The 15,628-nt window shown below is 47.4% G+C and carries 15 protein-coding genes and 1 pseudogene; 11 read left to right on the top strand and 5 right to left on the bottom strand.

The features are described 5' to 3' along the window. Positions 1 to 238, bottom strand: a pseudogene (locus ACXLDX_RS03410) (IS110 family transposase); the annotation flags it as partial. A 331-nt stretch (positions 239 to 569) separates the two neighbouring features. On the opposite strand from ACXLDX_RS03410, the gene ACXLDX_RS03405 reads away from it, so the two are divergent. The 3 genes from ACXLDX_RS03405 (at position 570) to ACXLDX_RS03395 (ending at position 2,758) form a co-directional block, all read left to right on the top strand. Then, positions 570 to 839 carry a type II toxin-antitoxin system TacA family antitoxin gene (locus tag ACXLDX_RS03405; RefSeq protein ID WP_457575785.1) on the top strand — a complete coding sequence of 90 codons (270 nt, stop codon included), beginning with the start codon at positions 570 to 572 and terminating at the stop codon, positions 837 to 839. Further along, positions 836 to 1,372, top strand: coding sequence for a GNAT family protein (locus ACXLDX_RS03400; protein WP_457575784.1), 537 nt, complete (start codon positions 836 to 838; stop codon positions 1,370 to 1,372). The genes ACXLDX_RS03405 and ACXLDX_RS03400 overlap by 4 nt, the downstream gene beginning before the upstream one ends. A 249-nt stretch (positions 1,373 to 1,621) precedes the next feature. Next, positions 1,622 to 2,758, top strand: coding sequence for a Fic family protein (locus tag ACXLDX_RS03395; RefSeq protein WP_457575783.1), 1,137 nt, complete (start codon positions 1,622 to 1,624; stop codon positions 2,756 to 2,758). Between the two features lie 133 nt (positions 2,759 to 2,891). Here the strand turns inward: ACXLDX_RS03395 and ACXLDX_RS03390 are convergent, their stop codons facing one another. Continuing rightward, positions 2,892 to 3,080 carry a hypothetical protein gene (locus ACXLDX_RS03390; RefSeq protein WP_457575782.1) on the bottom strand — a complete coding sequence of 63 codons (189 nt, stop codon included), beginning with the start codon at positions 3,078 to 3,080 and terminating at the stop codon, positions 2,892 to 2,894. On the opposite strand from ACXLDX_RS03390, the gene ACXLDX_RS03385 reads away from it, so the two are divergent. From ACXLDX_RS03385 to ACXLDX_RS03365, 5 genes are all read left to right on the top strand, one after another. Beyond that, positions 3,000 to 3,305 (top strand): ATP-binding protein, encoded by a 306-nt coding sequence (locus ACXLDX_RS03385; protein WP_457575787.1) that lies wholly within the window; start codon positions 3,000 to 3,002, stop codon positions 3,303 to 3,305. The two genes, ACXLDX_RS03390 and ACXLDX_RS03385, sit on opposite strands and share 81 nt — an antisense overlap. 9 nt (positions 3,306 to 3,314) lie before the next feature. After that, on the top strand, positions 3,315 to 3,836 hold the full coding sequence (locus ACXLDX_RS03380) for a DUF4143 domain-containing protein (protein WP_457575786.1): 522 nt from the start codon (positions 3,315 to 3,317) through the stop codon (positions 3,834 to 3,836). 318 nt (positions 3,837 to 4,154) lie between these two features. Continuing rightward, positions 4,155 to 5,273, top strand: a complete 1,119-nt coding sequence (locus ACXLDX_RS03375; RefSeq protein ID WP_457575781.1) for a linear amide C-N hydrolase — start codon at positions 4,155 to 4,157, stop codon at positions 5,271 to 5,273. A gap of 148 nt (positions 5,274 to 5,421) precedes the next feature. Further along, positions 5,422 to 5,928, top strand: coding sequence for a hypothetical protein (locus ACXLDX_RS03370; RefSeq protein WP_457575780.1), 507 nt, complete (start codon positions 5,422 to 5,424; stop codon positions 5,926 to 5,928). A 58-nt stretch (positions 5,929 to 5,986) separates the two neighbouring features. Beyond that, on the top strand, positions 5,987 to 6,247 hold the full coding sequence (locus tag ACXLDX_RS03365; protein ID WP_457575779.1) for a hypothetical protein: 261 nt from the start codon (positions 5,987 to 5,989) through the stop codon (positions 6,245 to 6,247). A 113-nt stretch (positions 6,248 to 6,360) separates the two neighbouring features. Here the strand turns inward: ACXLDX_RS03365 and ACXLDX_RS03360 are convergent, their stop codons facing one another. Then, entirely contained in the window at positions 6,361 to 8,538 is a 2,178-nt protein-coding gene (locus tag ACXLDX_RS03360; protein WP_457575778.1) for a hypothetical protein, read from the bottom strand. Between the two features lie 366 nt (positions 8,539 to 8,904). Here ACXLDX_RS03360 and ACXLDX_RS03355 point away from each other — a divergent pair, with 366 nt between their 5' ends. The 3 genes from ACXLDX_RS03355 to ACXLDX_RS03345 all read left to right on the top strand — a co-directional run bounded on the left by ACXLDX_RS03355 (position 8,905) and on the right by ACXLDX_RS03345 (position 14,448). After that, positions 8,905 to 11,298 (top strand): ATP-binding protein, encoded by a 2,394-nt coding sequence (locus ACXLDX_RS03355; RefSeq protein ID WP_457575777.1) that lies wholly within the window; start codon positions 8,905 to 8,907, stop codon positions 11,296 to 11,298. 487 nt (positions 11,299 to 11,785) lie between these two features. Further along, on the top strand, positions 11,786 to 13,189 hold the full coding sequence (locus ACXLDX_RS03350; RefSeq protein WP_457575776.1) for an FAD-binding oxidoreductase: 1,404 nt from the start codon (positions 11,786 to 11,788) through the stop codon (positions 13,187 to 13,189). Further along, positions 13,186 to 14,448, top strand: coding sequence for a (Fe-S)-binding protein (locus ACXLDX_RS03345; protein WP_457575775.1), 1,263 nt, complete (start codon positions 13,186 to 13,188; stop codon positions 14,446 to 14,448). Before ACXLDX_RS03350 ends, ACXLDX_RS03345 begins: the two co-directional genes overlap by 4 nt. A 60-nt stretch (positions 14,449 to 14,508) precedes the next feature. Here ACXLDX_RS03345 and ACXLDX_RS03340 read toward each other — a convergent pair whose 3' ends face one another. Next, the gene (locus ACXLDX_RS03340) at positions 14,509 to 15,108 is read right to left on the bottom strand and encodes a hypothetical protein (RefSeq protein WP_457575774.1); all 600 of its coding nucleotides are present in this window, start codon (positions 15,106 to 15,108) and stop codon (positions 14,509 to 14,511) included. A 110-nt stretch (positions 15,109 to 15,218) separates the two neighbouring features. Continuing rightward, on the bottom strand, positions 15,219 to 15,491 hold the full coding sequence (locus tag ACXLDX_RS03335) for an HU family DNA-binding protein (protein ID WP_457575773.1): 273 nt from the start codon (positions 15,489 to 15,491) through the stop codon (positions 15,219 to 15,221). Positions 15,492 to 15,628: the final 137 nt, after the last annotated feature.

Here is a 15,628-nt window from a genome sequence, read left to right as displayed (position 1 = left end):
ATGTGAGTTTTTTTTCTGCACAGAGATCAGCAAGCCAATACCAGCAAAAAACGCATTCAACCCCAATGACGATATCATCAATAAAACGAGAAATCAGCTCGATAAAAATGTCAGGATCTGTTTTTATATTTTCGTGGATTTTGACTTTTCCCTGCTGGTCAAGAACACAGATATACATTTTTCTGGCATGAAGATCGACTCCACAGTAATGCTTATGCTGTTTTGTATAAAATTTCACTGGCTGACCTCCTTTGAATAGATGAAAGATAGCGGTTAACACCTCTTATTTTATCGTGTTTCCTTGATAGGCCATAACTATTATCAAAACGCTCCACCGGACAATCTACCTCTGCGGTTTTTCGGTTTCTGCCTTGTTGCTGTAGTTTATAGTTTATTCATAGCTCATCAGTGCAAACCGCTTGGCCGTGAGCTATGCGTTCTGTGTGGAATTATCCTAAGGAATATTGCGTACGGAAAATTTCCGTCACTGTTGACAACTTGCTGTTTATGAACTATTCTTAAGGCGTAATCTATTGTTTTCTCAATTCTTAACAAGGATGGAGTCAGTTATGGCAACAGCACGTTTGGACATGCGATTAAGTCCAGAAATAAAGGCAAAAGCTGAAAAGGCTTCAGCTCTTCTAGGGCAGAGGAGCTTAACAGAGTACATCGTAAAATTGATTGATGAGAATTCAACAAAAGTCATTCGACAATACGAAAGCATGACGATTGAAAATGATATTTTTGACAAATTCATCCAGGCATGCGAGGGGCTGGAATATCCAAACCCAAAATTGGTTGATGCTGCTGCTTTTACCAGGAAGCAGGGAATCAAATGAAATGCAGTAAAAAATTTGTTGAGTTGGACAAAGCTCTTCATGATAGAAGTTCTTTTAATTGTGGTTCAGTAGAGTTGAATACTTTTCTTCAGCGGCATGCTTTTCGTCAAATGAAGGTCGGTGTGAGCAAAACTATGGTACTTCCCGTAAAGGAAAAACTATCTAACCAAAAATATCCTATTTGTTCATTTTATACTGTTGCCCCGAGCTCCATCCAGCGAGCATCTTTGCCTGGAGATTTATCTAAAAAATTACTGCATTATCCTGTTTCGGTTTTTCTCATTGCCCAATTGGCTGTCAACAAAAAAGTACAGGGACAACAGCTGGGAAAAATTACTCTCATCAAGTCGCTGGAGTTTTTATGGCATGTTAATGAGCAAATGCATGCTTATGCTGTGGTCGTTGATTGCCTTAACGAATCGGTTGAAAATTTCTATCTGAAATATGGATTTCATCATCTATATAAAACAAATGGTAAAAGTAGAATGTTTCTACCGATAAAAACGGTAGGTAAATTATTCGGAACGAAATAATAACATATTATAATCACAGAACATCTATATGGTCTACGTTTGTTAAGATTGTCATTTTTCACTCCTTGCAATTATTAAAAATGGAGTGAATCATATTTTTGCGGCTATGGGTAGATGGGGCTGTTTAAGCGGTTACGTCACCTGGAGCGGTACCAGGGCAGTGAACAGGTGGTCAAATATTTGCGTATCGTAAATGATTGACAAAAGCATTTCCGTATCTTATTTTACACGAAAAGGATACGATACAATATGCGAAAACCATTTACTCCACAAAAATTACCCCTTGATGATGTTGCATGGGAATCACTATTACCAGGCATCATAAAAGCTAACTCCACATTGGCAAGATTCGATGGGCTTTTGGAGAATATCCAGAATCCACTCCTGTTTCTTAGCCCATTAATGACACAAGAGGCCGTTTTATCATCTCGCATAGAAGGTACTCAGGCTTCTCTCAATGACATTCTTGAATACGAAGCGTCCCCGAAAAGAAAAAAGGACAATTATGACGATATAGAAGAGGTTATTAACTACCGAGATGCTCTTCAATATGCAGAAAGAGAACTGGAAAACAGACCTATATGCCTGAATCTTGTAAAAGACATCCATTCTATTCTTCTAAAAGGAGTCAGAGGACAAAACAAAGCCAGAGGCGAGTTTCGAAAAATTCAGAATTGGATCGGCCCGCCGGGCTCATCAATAGAAACAGCATTATTTGTTCCACCATCCCCTGAAATTCTTTTGGAGAGTCTTTCAAATGGGGAAAAATATTGCCATTACGAAGATCGTGACAGGTTGGTTCAACTTGCTGTTATCCATGCTCAATTCGAAATCATCCATCCATTTCTTGATGGTAATGGCAGGCTTGGGAGAATACTTATCCCACTATTCCTCTACGAAAAAAGGTTACTTAAATATCCAGCATTATATGTCAGTGAGTTTTTCGAAAAAAACAGAGATGACTATTACCAAAAACTCCGTCACATAACAGAAAGTAATGCATGGACACAGTGGATAGAATATTTTCTTTTGGCAATTGCCAGGCAAGCTGAAATTAATACCCAAAGAGCCAAACAGGTTGCCAAGCTTTACGAAGAAATGAAATCAACAATTCAGACTGTGACAAAAACTCGGAGTGCAATAGAAATACAGGATTTTCTTTTTACTAAGATAATGTTTGAGACACCTGATTTCACACAACATGCTTCCCTTTCAAAGCCACATGCCGCCAGGGTTTTAAAAAACTTACTGAAAAATGGTGTTGTGAAGATCATTACACCCTCCAAAGGTCGGAGACCTGCCATTTATGGCTTCACAAGACTTATGGAGATAATCGAAAGCGAACAAATCAATTCACTTGATCCGCGAGTACGTGCGTTTTCATGAGTTTATTCAGATGGTTGCGCTACGCATAAAGATGATTGCCAAATCCAGGGCAGGTAAGTGATTTAGGGCGTTCAAGCTGTAGGATGGCACGGTATAAACCATACCCTTATGCCGAGGGCGAGTTCACTCCTGTTCATTTTTTTGAGTATTGTATCTGTTCGGCCGGGAAAAGATTGGGTAGAAGTGGCGTAAATTTGTTAAGGGCCTGTATGACAAGAACAAATCCCGGACATCTTTTCTTATTACCGGTTCGGCCCGTCTCGACTATTACCGCAAAGGCGGCGACTCCCTCCAGGGACGCTACCATTATTATCGTTTGCATCCACTGTCGCTCTATGAAATCAATACCAATCCGGGCAGGGAAGATTTGCAGGCACTGCTGACCTTTGGCGGTTTTCCGGAGCCCTTTTTCTCCCAGTCGGAGCGGGACTGGAAACGGTGGCAGCGGGAGCGGATTACCAGGGTGATTCATGAAGATCTTGTCTCGTTGGAACAGGTCAGGGATGTGGGGCAGCTTGACCTGCTGACCATGCTGCTACAGGACTGAGTTGCCTCGCTGCTTTCAATAAATTCACTGCGTCAGAATTTATCCGCCTCCCATGAAGCGGTTGACCGCTGGGTGCGGATACTTGAAAATCTCTATTACTGTTTCAGGATCAGGCCGTTTGCTGCAAAAAAAATAAAATCCCTGAAAAAAGACCGAAAGCTCTACCTGTGGGACTGGTCTCTATGCCCGGAGCCGGGGGCACGATTTGAAAACCTGGTGGCAGCCAATCTGCTAAAATATTGTCATTACCAGGAAGACACCCGGGGCGATGCAATGGAACTCTGTTTTCTGCGTGACAACCATCAGCGCGAGGTTGATTTTGTGGTGCTGAAAGACGGCCGGCCGATTTTTGCCGTGGAATGTAAAAGTGGGGAAAAATCTGTTGGTAAGCATCTTGCTTATTTTGCCGGACGTACAGAAATACCCTGTTTTTACCAGGTGCATACGGGCGATGCCGATTATGAACTGGGGGACTTGCGGACAAGAGTCATACCCTTTACCCGCTTTGCGGCAGAGGTTTTACAGCGATAACGATTTGGTACAGGCAAAAATGGTGACAGTTCTGTCGGTGGTGCAATATGTATTGATCCGGCCTGCCGTCTTCCGCTTCCGCCTGTTCCCAGCCTGATCCGCCGTCATTATTCAGCAATGTACTGATACGAAGGTTTTTGGGCAGGAACAGTGATTTTGACCATGATCTTTTCTGGATTATAAAGGGAATTCAGTAAGAGTGTCATGGGGCTATGACATGGTTGAGTGATGATGTTGATTGGTATCTTACTTCGGATTGTTCCCTGCCGGAATGTCCGTTATGGTGATTGCCGCAATTCAAGCGAACTGGAGGAAAAAATGAGAAGAAAAATTGCCTTAAAAGTATTGCTGGTGAGCGCAGCCTGCATTTTACCGTTGCTGGGGAATATATCTGTCAACGCCTGTACTGCTCTTCATGTTACGGCAAAAGATGGGGGAGTGGTTGTTGGTCGCACCATGGAATTTGGACTCGATACTCAATCCGACGCTGTTGTTGTTCCAGCCGGAACTGAACTGACAAGCTCGCTTCCCGAAAAAGCAAAAGGAATACATTACACGACCAGATACGGATTCGTAGGGAATAATTTTATGGGGAAACATATGGTTGTGGACGGGATGAACGAAAAAGGCCTTTATGTTGGCGCATTGTACCTTCCCGGCTATGCAGATTATCCTGCGGGGTCTTCGGAGGATGCCGCAAAGTCGATGGCTCCTGAAGATTATGTGGCCTGGCTGCTCAGTAATTTTGCTGAAGTTACAGAGGTGAAGAAAAATTATAACAACGTTATTCTGGTGCAGAATCCACAAAAGGAGATAGGCGGTCAAAGCTTTCCGGGGCATTTCCTGGTGACGGACAGGAGTGGAGCTTCGGTGGTAATCGAACCCACGGAAAAGACCTTAAAACTTTTTGATAACCCGCTTGGCGTTCTGACCAACTCGCCGACTTTCGACTGGCACATGACAAACCTCAGTAACTACGCTAACTTATCTGCAACAAATGTTAAGCCGCTTGATCTCTCGGCAACCACAATTAAGACCTTTGGCCAGGGCTCAGGCCTGGTCGGCCTTCCCGGAGATTACACACCTCCGTCACGGCTGGTGCGTGCTGTTGTCTTTTCACAGGCAGCCGTTCAGCTCCCGACCGCAAAGGAAACCGTTCTGCAGGTGGCGCATATTATGAACGCTTTTGATATCCCCTTTGGAACTATTCGGGAGAAGGGAAAAGACGGAAGCATCCATTATGACTATACCCAGTGGACAACCATTTCAGACCTGAAGAACCTGACTTTTACAATCAAAACTTATAAAAACCAGACCCTGCGCAGAATTGATGTTCGTAAGGCATTAGTCGCGGCCGGCAAGGAGGTGAAGGTTATTGAGTTGGATGCGAAACAGCCCATAGAGGATATCTCCCTGGAGTTCAAATCCGGCTGGTGAATTTACGAAAAATGGAAAAAGAAAATGAATTAACGTCTTATTTCCAGTGTCACGTCAACGATGAAATGACGTAATATTGCGCTGTAATTTCCCGTGCGCCTTGATCTCGAACAAAAATCCCCATTTCTGGACAGGCCGGTCGATGACTATGAAAAAGCTTATTGGGTTTTTGAAAGAAAGAATATTACAGGTGCTCTTTGTCCCATCCTTGTTTTGGGCGGTTGTCATGATTTCTGGTTCCGAAATGGACGTTTTTTATGACCTGATACCGGGAAAAGAAGACGGCTGGTTACATAATGCTACTGAAAATGCCTTGGAATTTACTTTTTTTGTTATTTTTGCAGTTGTAATTATCTCTTTGTTTTCTCGTTTTCGATCATTTCTTATTGTTCCCGAAGTGATATCCTGGAGCTGGATTTTAATTCGTATTATTGTTTATGCAGTGATTATTGCAATAGTTCTTGGTGTGGTGACAGGATGGGGATGGTGGATGTTTGTAGAGTCAGGGCAAAATCCAGATAGTTTGCAGTACGGTATGGCATCGTACTCCATGGCTGTTTTCTATTCATTTTTTCTGACACCGGTGTGTACTGTTGTCATGGTCTGGTTTTCAGCGAGAAGAAAATCTGCAGGTGCTGCCCCGCGTAAATTGTGATTTTTATCAGTTCAATATCCCGGTAAAGAATACCACGCCGGATGGAGGTGGAATCAAAATGTTTGACTGGTTTAATCTGTTGCTTCTTGCCGTCGTGTTGTTGATTGTCGGGTTTATTGCGATTGCTGTACGTATGACATTGGGCGAGATGAAGGGGGCCGGTCTGAGGGGGGATGACGCCCGCAGGTATGCAGAGGAAATCCGTAAACGGGATATAAAGTGTCCCCGTTGCAGCAGGCAGAGCTCGGCGTTGCTTGGGACTGGAAACAGGTATAAGTGTGATACCTGCAATTATGTTTTTGAAGGACCTGTACACTAAGTCTGCCGTCTGCCACTTTGCCCATTCCCCAGCCTGACACTTGTGAGGCCGGGGGCACACTCATCCGACTTCCTGATCAAAAGAGCAAGCCTTGCCATGGCGAGGTCAACTGATCATTTTTTCGGATAGTATCCGATTATATTGACGCGTTTACGGTTATTTCCCCGGTGACTGTCTCTCAGTTGGCCGTCGGGATCGACAATGATGTTGACCCAGCTCGCGTCAAGTCTGCCGTCTTCCACCTCCGCCCATTCCCAGCCTGATCCGTCTTCAATATTCAGCAGTTTATCTCCGGCCCTGGGATTGTACGGCAGCCCTGCGGCGGGAAGTTCAAAGTCCAATGTGTCGACAACTGCTCCTGCCCGCACCAGTTCCACCCGAACCGGTACTCGTGTTACGGCACGAGGTCTGGCATTGCTGACATTAAGGCGCAGAACACGAGGTTTATTTCTTCCCTCGATGTAGGCAAATGGAACAAAAAGATCTGCAATATCATCCACGGTCGGTCCCCACGGGTCGGAAGTTGACGCCCTGGGGATCCACTGTTTTTGATCCAGGCCGATTTTCACCACCTGTCCCCCTCGCGGTGAGTTGCACAGCAGTTCAACATTTTCACCGGCATTGAAGGGGGCGACTCCGAAAACACCGGGATTGACCCTGCAGGTGAATTCATATTGCCGGAAACGGCCGACGGGGGCACGGGTTGTCTGTACCGGCCGTGGAATACACTGTACCCGGCTGTTCTGATATGTTTCGTTCCAGGATCTCCCCTCGGCGCCATACGCGCTGAATGTGCATTGTCCCCCTCTTTGCTGAAATGTTTCCGGCAGGTCGTAGGTTACTTTTATCCGGCTCCAGTCGGGCCCTTCCAGCTCTCGCCTGATGTTTATCAGGCGGAGCCCGTACCTTTCGGTTTCCGGTTCCCGTGGTGTCAGTACATTTCGTCTTGTGGCAGTTCCGGGGGCTGTATATTGTCTGAACGGCTGCCAGTGAAATGGTTTTGAGAGGGTGTTGCCGCGAATGGCATCGTATTCCCGGTAATCCCTGGTTCCGTCACTGTTCCTCGGGTTGATGACCGCTTCGAGCATAATTGCCTCTCCTACTGCGAAATCAGTCACAATATAATCGCCCCAGCCGAATAATATGTTTTTTACATGGCCCGTTCCCTCCCAGAGAACTTCTGAACCGTTTTTGAGAAGAACTTTATAGGGCATATTGCGGGGATAATCTTTGAAAACCTTTTTCGCACTGATGGTGATGGCAATTTTATGGCTGTTCGGCCCCCCGCGCAGTTCTTTCATATCAATAATCGCCAGTTCTCCCCAGTAGCTTCCCCAGGATTCGTTGATTGCATCTTGTACAACTCCGGGATCAATTCTGGGGAGATTTCGATTACGTCCGGTCAGGTCTGACCGGTTGGCGTGGTTGAGATTTGCAGCAGGCAGGGAGGCCTCACCACCAACGGGCACAATTTTTTCGGGGAATTTCTTTCCGGCCATTGTCTTTTTTTTGACAATCGATGGAAGAACTGTGTCTTTTATGGTACCAGCAGCCGACACGACAGCGGGTTTGACAGGTGTCATGGTTTTTCCGGGAGGTGGCTTTCGTACCACGGTTCTGTTCATGGTATTGTTGGCTGTACGACCCGTGAGTTCCGGAAGCCGATTGCGCATGTTGAAGGCGTTTACTTCCGCCTTGAGCCGTGTGGTTCCGGTTGGCGGAACATAGGATGTGATTATTTTGTCCCCCCAGCCAAAAGACATTCTCTTTATTGTACCTGTGCCTTTCCAGACGGTCCTGTTTCCCTTCTTCAGTACTATCGGGTATGGCCGGGATGATGGTTTTTTACCTGTAATTGTGGTTGCCTTGACCGTAATAGCGATCCGGCCCTTCCCGGGGCCGGAGGGGATTAACTCAAGTTTTTTAATGGAGTAATCAGTTCCGGCAATGGATGAAGGAACAATTTTTTTCCCGACAGGAGGAAGAAGCTGCCGTTTCCGGGGAATTATTTTTTTACTGTTGGCGGGAAGGGCAGGTTGTCTGCTTTTGCTCACCGACTGTATTTCCGTCACCGGGATTTTTGACGGTCTGGTTTTCGGGACAGACACAGCAGGTGACGACTTTGTCTGCGGTTTTTCAAGTTGCTGTGCCGGCAGGTTAAGGGGAGCTGTCTGGGGGATATTCATGGCGGGCGGCAGTGTGGCAGGAAACTGTTTTGCCCGGGAATTCACTCCGTAAAACAAGGGGATGATTATAAGCAGTGCCAGGGTCAGGATCCTGTCATTAAACATAAACTCTCCTCCCGGTTGTCTGGATTGGTTCAGTAATTCGAGTGTACCACAAAGTGGTCTATGTGAAGAATGTAAGCGTCAGGGGAGGGTTTGACAAGGAACTGATATGGTTATTCCGGTTATATTTTAAAATATCTGATTCCCCATGAAACCCAGCCTGTATGGGGATGTGCCTGTCATATCAGGCTGGCCTGCGCTCAAAAATAACTGGAAGTTCTCCGCTCTCTTGTGTACTTACTTAAGCAGTTGGTTCAATTCATTGTTTGGATTGAAAAAAGATGCGGGATTGGGGAAAACTGTGATCTGCCTGTGGTTGTAAAAAATTCCGGGGAGTCATAATCAGCCTTTATTTTGGGAGGATGTACAGTGGAGAGTCAATATCCTTATGAAAAACTGGGCCTGCTTTATCTCGGCAGGGAAATGGATCTTGAAAACGGTGAATCGCTGGAGTTGCCCCTTCTTTATAAGAACAAGTATCTGACCACCCACGCGGCCATCATTGGCATGACAGGCAGTGGAAAAACAGGATTGGGAGTGGCTCTCATTGAAGAGGCGATTATGGATAATATCCCCTCTATTATTATTGATCCGAAAGGGGATATGGGTAATCTGCTGCTGACTTTTCCCGAAATGCGTGCGGAAGACTTTATTCCCTGGATTGATGCCGGGGAGGCTGCCGGAAAGGAGATGTCCGTTCCCGAATATGGTGAAAAGGTGGCGGAAACATGGAAAAAGGGACTGGCCTCGTGGGGCCAGGGGCCGGAGCGCATCCGCCTGTTACGTGACAGGACGGATATGACCATTTATACCCCCGGTTCCACGGCAGGAGTGCCGGTATCCGTTCTCAGCAGCTTCAAGGCGCCGTCACAACCGTTGCTGAATGACACAGACACCCTCAACAGCCTGGTTAATTCCACCACCACAAGTCTGCTTTCTCTGGTTGATATCAAAGGCGATCCTCTCAAGAGTCGTGAACATATTCTGCTCAGTTCGCTTCTGCTCCATTTCTGGCGCAAGGGTGAAGACCTCTCCCTGGAGAACCTGATTGCCAATATTGTCAACCCTCCCTTTGACAAGGTTGGAGTCTTTGGGCTCGATACCTTTTATAATCAGTCCCAGCGGATGAGTCTTGCCATGAGCCTCAATAATATTCTGGCCAGCCCCACCTTTGCCGCCTGGACCGAAGGTGTGCCTCTGGATATTCAGCGAATCCTCTATTCAGAGGATGGGCGGCCCCGGACGGCAATCTTTTCTATTGCCCACCTCAGTGAAACTGAAAGGATGTTCTTTGTCACCATGCTGCTCAACCAGTTTACAGGATGGATGCGACGGCAGCAGGGAAGCGCTTCCCTGAAGGCATTGCTGTACATGGATGAAATTTTCGGTTATTTCCCGCCCACCGCCAACCCGCCCTCAAAGAAACCGATGCTGCTTCTCCTGAAACAGGCACGGGCTTACGGAATCGGCATTGTCCTCGCCACCCAGAACCCGGTGGATCTGGATTACAAGGGATTGTCCAATATCGGGTCCTGGTTTGTCGGTCGACTGCAGACCAGTCAGGATCAGGACCGGGTAGTGGAAGGGATTGTTGGCGCCGGCGACGGAAAACTTGATGTCAGGCTGGTGAGAAATCTGCTTTCCGATATGAAATCACGGCAGTTCCTTTTGAATTCCGCCCATATGGATGAACCGGTCCTCTTTGAGACCCGCTGGGTCATGTCATATCTGAAAGGCCCCATCTCTAAAAATGACATCACTAAACTGATGGAGGGGAGAAGGGATCGTCTTTTGGCGGCCGGTGATGAGAGTGGAAAGGAAAGTGTGGCCACCGTTGACCGCAATGGAGCTGCCGGTCCGTCTCCACTTTTGGCGCGAAGCATCGAACAGCTCTATTACCTTCAGAATGTTGTCAGCGATGAAATAAATTTCGAACCTTATCTCTGGGGCCGGGCTTCGGTCAGGTATTTTAACAGTCGCCGCAATATAGATGTGGTGCAGGAGGTTTCCCTGCGTCTCTACCTGGATGAGGACTTTAAACGGGCCGACTGGGATAACGGTGAGCAGGTTGGCTACAGTCCCGGAGAATGTGTTTTCTCTCCTCCTGACAATGGCGGTTTTTTTCCTCTTCCGGCTTCAATTGCCGGACTGAAAACAATGACCGGACTGAAAAAGGAATTTTCCGATTTTCTTTATCAGAACAGGCGGCAGGAGTTGTATCGCATGAAGGGAACCACCTTTGAATCAACTCCCGGAGAGAACCTCGGTGATTTCAAGGTCCGTTTCAGTGATTTTCTGCGGGAAGAAAAGGATGAGGCGGTGGAAAAACTGCGGGAAAAATATGAAATGAAGCAGGAACGGATCGAAAAGAAGCTGCAGACCGCCCTGCACCGCCTGGAGAAGGAAAAAGTGGATGTGAAAACCAAAACAACTGATTCCCTTATTTCTTTCGGAGTGGCCGTGGTCGGTGCCTTTTTCGGCAGAAAGGCCCTGTCCGTTTCCACCATCGGCAAGGCGGCGACCGGAATGCGCAGTGTGGGCAGAGTGGCCAAGGAACGCAGTGATGTGAAGCGGGCTGAAGAGAAAGTTCTTGCGCTGCAGGAGGAGCTTGATGAACTCAGCATGGAGATTGAAGAACGTGTCACGGAGCTTGCGGAACAATATTCCATCGACAACTACGGGATTGAGACTTTTTCAATTAAACCGCGGCGAAGTGATATCTTTGATGTGCGTATGGTGCTGCTCTGGGAGATGGTGGCATAAAAATTTCTGAATCCGTAAACGTTTTCAGGAGTGGATGTGGATACCCGGGTAGGTCTGTTTCTGCCGATGGATTTCATTCCAGCGGCAAAAAGATGCCTGCCCGTTTTCTTTTCAGGCAGATGCCGCGCAATTGATAAAGCAGGCATCTCCCCTGTTTGGCGCTGAGTTGCTTGGGTAATCAGGAAAATATTCTTTTGGTGCTGTATTTGCAAACAATCCGGCAGCAGGGGGAAATAAAATCCTGTAGAAGAATGAACTCAATGATTATAGTTGTATCTGAAAATCGTCGGCTGAAGGTTGTATTGCAGCAGTCGGGATTTTTATTGGCTTTTTTTTGTACCCACCAGGCATAAATGGCTGAGCCATAACATCCGGCTCTGCCGGTTTATCCAATTACGTACAAAATTCAGTCTGATCCTTGTGAGTCAGGGGATGATGTGCGGGATTCAGATCGAATATATATCGAAAAAAAAACAGGGTGTGGGGAATGCTGGATAAAAATATCCTTAAACGGTTGATGACCATTGTCGGCAAAGAAAATGTCTTTGATGAAAAGAGCGACAGGATAACTCATTCCTATGATGCCACAGGCAGGAGTTACCTGCCCGATGCGGTTGTCTACGCAAGCTCGGCCGACCAGGTCAGCGAGGTGATGAAGCTTGCCAATAAATACCTGATTCCTGTTCTGCCGAGGGGGGCCGGTTCCGGTTTTACCGGTGGGACCCTGCCGGTCCAGGGTGGAATTGTGCTGGTGCTCACCCGGATGGATCGGATTCTGGCAATAGATACGGATAATCTGGTTGCCGTGGTTGAGCCGGGAGTAGTCACTTCGGAATTGCAGCGGCAGGTGGAAAAACTGGGGCTTTTTTATCCGCCGGATCCGGCCTCCAAGGAATTCTGCACCATGGGCGGTAACGTGGCGGAGTGTGCCGGGGGGCCGCGCTGCGTGAAATACGGCGTCACCAAGGATTATATCATGGGGCTGGAAGTGGTGACCCCGACCGGGGAAATTATCAGGACCGGCGGTAAGACCTTGAAAAATGTGGTGGGTTACGATCTGACAAAACTCTTTGTCGGGTCCGAGGGAACACTTGGGGTTGTCACTCAGATTGTGGTCAAGCTTTTGCCAAAGCCAGAGGCCAGGAAGACCATGCTGGTGCAGTTTACCACCATTGACGGGGCAGCCAGGGGGGTTTCAGAAATCATCCGGGCGAAAATCATCCCCACTACTCTGGAGTTTCTCGACGCTTCGACCATTAACTGTATCCGTGATATTTCTCCTGTTCCCCTGGCCGGGGAGTGCAGGGCCGTGCTGTTGATTGAAGTGGATGGTGACAGGGAAATCATCGAAAAACAGGCGGTGCGCATTATGGAGGTACTGCAGCCGCTTTCCGTTCTTGAAACCAGGATCGCGGAGACTGCCGAGGAGTCGGAAGAGATCTGGCAGGTCCGTCGCAGTGTCAGTTCAAGCATGCGGAAGATCAATCCCGATAAATTCAACGAGGATATTGTTGTACCCCGTTCCAGGGTGCCCGATATGATCAGGGCACTGGAGAACCTTTCCAGGGAATACGGGGTACCCATTGTCAACTTCGGTCACGCCGGGGATGGCAATATCCATGTCAATGTCATGGTTGATTTAAGGGAGGAGGGGATGGAGGAAAAGGTCCACAGGGTTATGGACGAGATCTTTCGTACGGCGGTGGAACTTGAAGGCTCCATCAGTGGTGAGCATGGTATCGGCATCTCCAAAATGGATTATCTTTCCATGGAGGTAAATGATGTGACAATGATGTATATGCGTAAGATTAAAGAGAGTTTTGATCCGAATAATATTTTGAACCCGGGTAAGATCTTTCAACAGCCGACAGCGGTGGAAGGGGTGAGATGAGCAGGAATAAGTCATTGCAGGATTTTGAAGAAGAAATCCGTAAATGTGTCCATTGCGGCGCCTGCCAGGCCCACTGCCCCGCCTACCTGGCCGAAAGGAGAGAAGGCAGTGTGGCCAGGGGGAAGATCGCCCTGGCTGCTGCCCTGCTCGATGGCCGGGATGATCTGGAGAAACGTTTGCGGCAGGATGTCTCCATGTGCCTCATGTGCGGCAGTTGTGTGACAAAATGCCCCAATCGGGTGCCCACTGACGAGATTGTCGGGGCCATCCGCCGGAAAATTACGGATGAAAAAGGACTTTCCCTGGCGGGACGCTCCATATCCGCTTTTATCGGTAACAGGTCGTTGCTGAAGGCGGCCGTGAAATCAGGGGCGGCCCTGTCCGGACTGGCATTAAAAAAGGTTCCGGAGTCAAGTGGTCTTCGTCTGCGTTTTCCCTCACCGGTCATGAGGGATCGAACCCTGCCGGAAATCCCCGGCAAGAATCTCTACGAGCTCTTTCCGGAATTTATTTTGGGGGATGGTAAAAAACCTCTGGTCGGTTTTTTTGCCGGCTGTTCCATTGGATTTCTCTATCCGCAGATTGGAGTGTCCATGATCAGGTTATTGCTGAAAATGGGTTACTCGGTCTTTCTGCCCCGTGCGCAGCAGTGCTGCGGTATACCCGCTCTTTCCGCGGGAAACGGTCGTCTTGTTGAAAAACTGGCCGAAAGAAACAGGAACTGTTTTGCGGGGCAGGATCTTGCCCATGTCATCACCTGCTGCGCGTCCTGTAATGGCGGTATCAAAGAATATTACCGTACCATGGCGGGGGATTTCTCGGGATTAACTGAAAAAGTGATTGATTTTACGGTTTTTCTGAAAAGGGAAGGATTCATTGAAAAACTGGCTGGTATGGAAAAATGGCAAAAGAGAAAACGGGTGACATACCATGATCCCTGTCATATGAAAAAACAGGGCATCACCCGGGAGCCCAGGGAGATTCTCAAGGCTCTGCCCAATGTGGAGTTTGTGGAGATGGAGGGTGCTGCGGAGTGTTGCGGCCTGGGGGGTACTTTTTCTGTTTATCACTACGAAACCAGTAAAAAAATCGGCTCAAGAAAGATTCCCGGCCTGGTGGAGAGCGGCGCTGAATTGCTGGCGACAGCCTGTCCGGGCTGTATCATGCAGCTGCAGGATGTGATAAATCACGGAGCTGTCAGCGTCAGGGCTGTTCATCTGCTGGATCTGATCAATGAGGTGGATTTAAGTGATTTTTGACCGTAGGCCAGCCTGATCAGAGGCTGGCACATTTCCAATCCGGCTCGGTTTCATTGGTGATCAGAACTGTAATTGCTCATCTGCCACCGATTTCTGCTGGTTTTTCTTCGCTATAGCTGCCATGCGGGCAAAAGAGACCGTGAAAAGCCGGGGTTCCTGTGAGGAATTACGTTTGAACTGGATACTTTCTGTTGAGGTGATGTGAATGACAATCCCGGCCGGTGCGTTGAAATCCGCCTCCATTTCAGTCGCCTGGACTGTTCCGGTCAGCAGAACAATCGTTTCCCTTTCATGCTGTTTTGCAAGTGTGTTCAGTTTTTTAAAGAGTCCGGCATACTGTTTTTTGTCACCCTCCAGTAAAACGGGAATGGAGTCACCGGGACCGTCGTTTGCCAGAGGTTTGACATGGAAGGATAATCCATGAAAATGCCCGACTCCGGATTGGGGAGGGAAAATATTTGCAGAGTCAAGGTATGCCCAGAGCTGGATCGTTTTTCCCTCCAGTCTGGTGACGGATTTTTTGTTTCTGGCAAAACCTTTACAGGCGATATTGGCCAATGGCATATAACCTTCAAACTGTGGCAGAAATATCTGGCAGCCCGCCAGGAAAACAGCGGGGAACAGCAGACTGAGTATCAATATTTTGCTTGAGATCTTCATTGCGTCAAAAATACTCTTGCCAAAAATAAGAATGAGAATCAGGAATACTTTTTTTATTGTAGCAAATTGAACCCGGATTGCAAAATACCTGACAGCTTTTTCGTGACGGCCTATTGGATTCTGGAGTACAGATTCCTCCCCGGAATAAATTTAACTATATTATGGGCAGGAATGACCAGGCTTTGGCCGGTATGGGGGTTTCGTCCTTTTTTTTCTTTTCTCTCCACTACCCGAAAGGAACCAAAACCTGAAAGGGTTACACGGTCTCCTTCCGATACTGTTCTGGCTATCGTTACCAGCAGCGCGTCAAGTGCCTTCGCAGCGCTCGTTTTGGTTATTCCTCCATTTTTGGCTATTGTTGCAATAAGTTCTTTTTTATTCATGATTCCAACCTGATATATGAAAAATTCATTCCCGGTTCCCTTCATTTTTCCGGAGAGAACCGATGACTGTACGCGGAATAAAAAGAAAGGCAACAGTGTGATTTAGAAGAAAGAATATGATTATTATTCCTGTTGCC

The sequence above is a fragment of the Desulfomarina sp. genome, assembly GCF_054039375.1.
This window is presented reverse-complemented; position numbering and strand designations above follow the sequence as displayed.

Coding starts and splice junctions, on each gene's coding strand:
- ACXLDX_RS03335 (WP_457575773.1), bottom strand. CDS start 15,491: ATGAATAAAAAAGAACTTATTGCAACAATAGCCAAAAATGGAGGAATA.
- ACXLDX_RS03375 (WP_457575781.1), top strand. CDS start 4,155: ATGAGAAGAAAAATTGCCTTAAAAGTATTGCTGGTGAGCGCAGCCTGC.
- ACXLDX_RS03390 (WP_457575782.1), bottom strand. CDS start 3,080: ATGCAAACGATAATAATGGTAGCGTCCCTGGAGGGAGTCGCCGCCTTT.
- ACXLDX_RS03370 (WP_457575780.1), top strand. CDS start 5,422: ATGAAAAAGCTTATTGGGTTTTTGAAAGAAAGAATATTACAGGTGCTC.
- ACXLDX_RS03350 (WP_457575776.1), top strand. CDS start 11,786: ATGCTGGATAAAAATATCCTTAAACGGTTGATGACCATTGTCGGCAAA.
- ACXLDX_RS03365 (WP_457575779.1), top strand. CDS start 5,987: ATGTTTGACTGGTTTAATCTGTTGCTTCTTGCCGTCGTGTTGTTGATT.
- ACXLDX_RS03405 (WP_457575785.1), top strand. CDS start 570: ATGGCAACAGCACGTTTGGACATGCGATTAAGTCCAGAAATAAAGGCA.
- ACXLDX_RS03400 (WP_457575784.1), top strand. CDS start 836: ATGAAATGCAGTAAAAAATTTGTTGAGTTGGACAAAGCTCTTCATGAT.
- ACXLDX_RS03345 (WP_457575775.1), top strand. CDS start 13,186: ATGAGCAGGAATAAGTCATTGCAGGATTTTGAAGAAGAAATCCGTAAA.
- ACXLDX_RS03340 (WP_457575774.1), bottom strand. CDS start 15,108: ATGAAGATCTCAAGCAAAATATTGATACTCAGTCTGCTGTTCCCCGCT.
- ACXLDX_RS03360 (WP_457575778.1), bottom strand. CDS start 8,538: ATGTTTAATGACAGGATCCTGACCCTGGCACTGCTTATAATCATCCCC.
- ACXLDX_RS03395 (WP_457575783.1), top strand. CDS start 1,622: ATGCGAAAACCATTTACTCCACAAAAATTACCCCTTGATGATGTTGCA.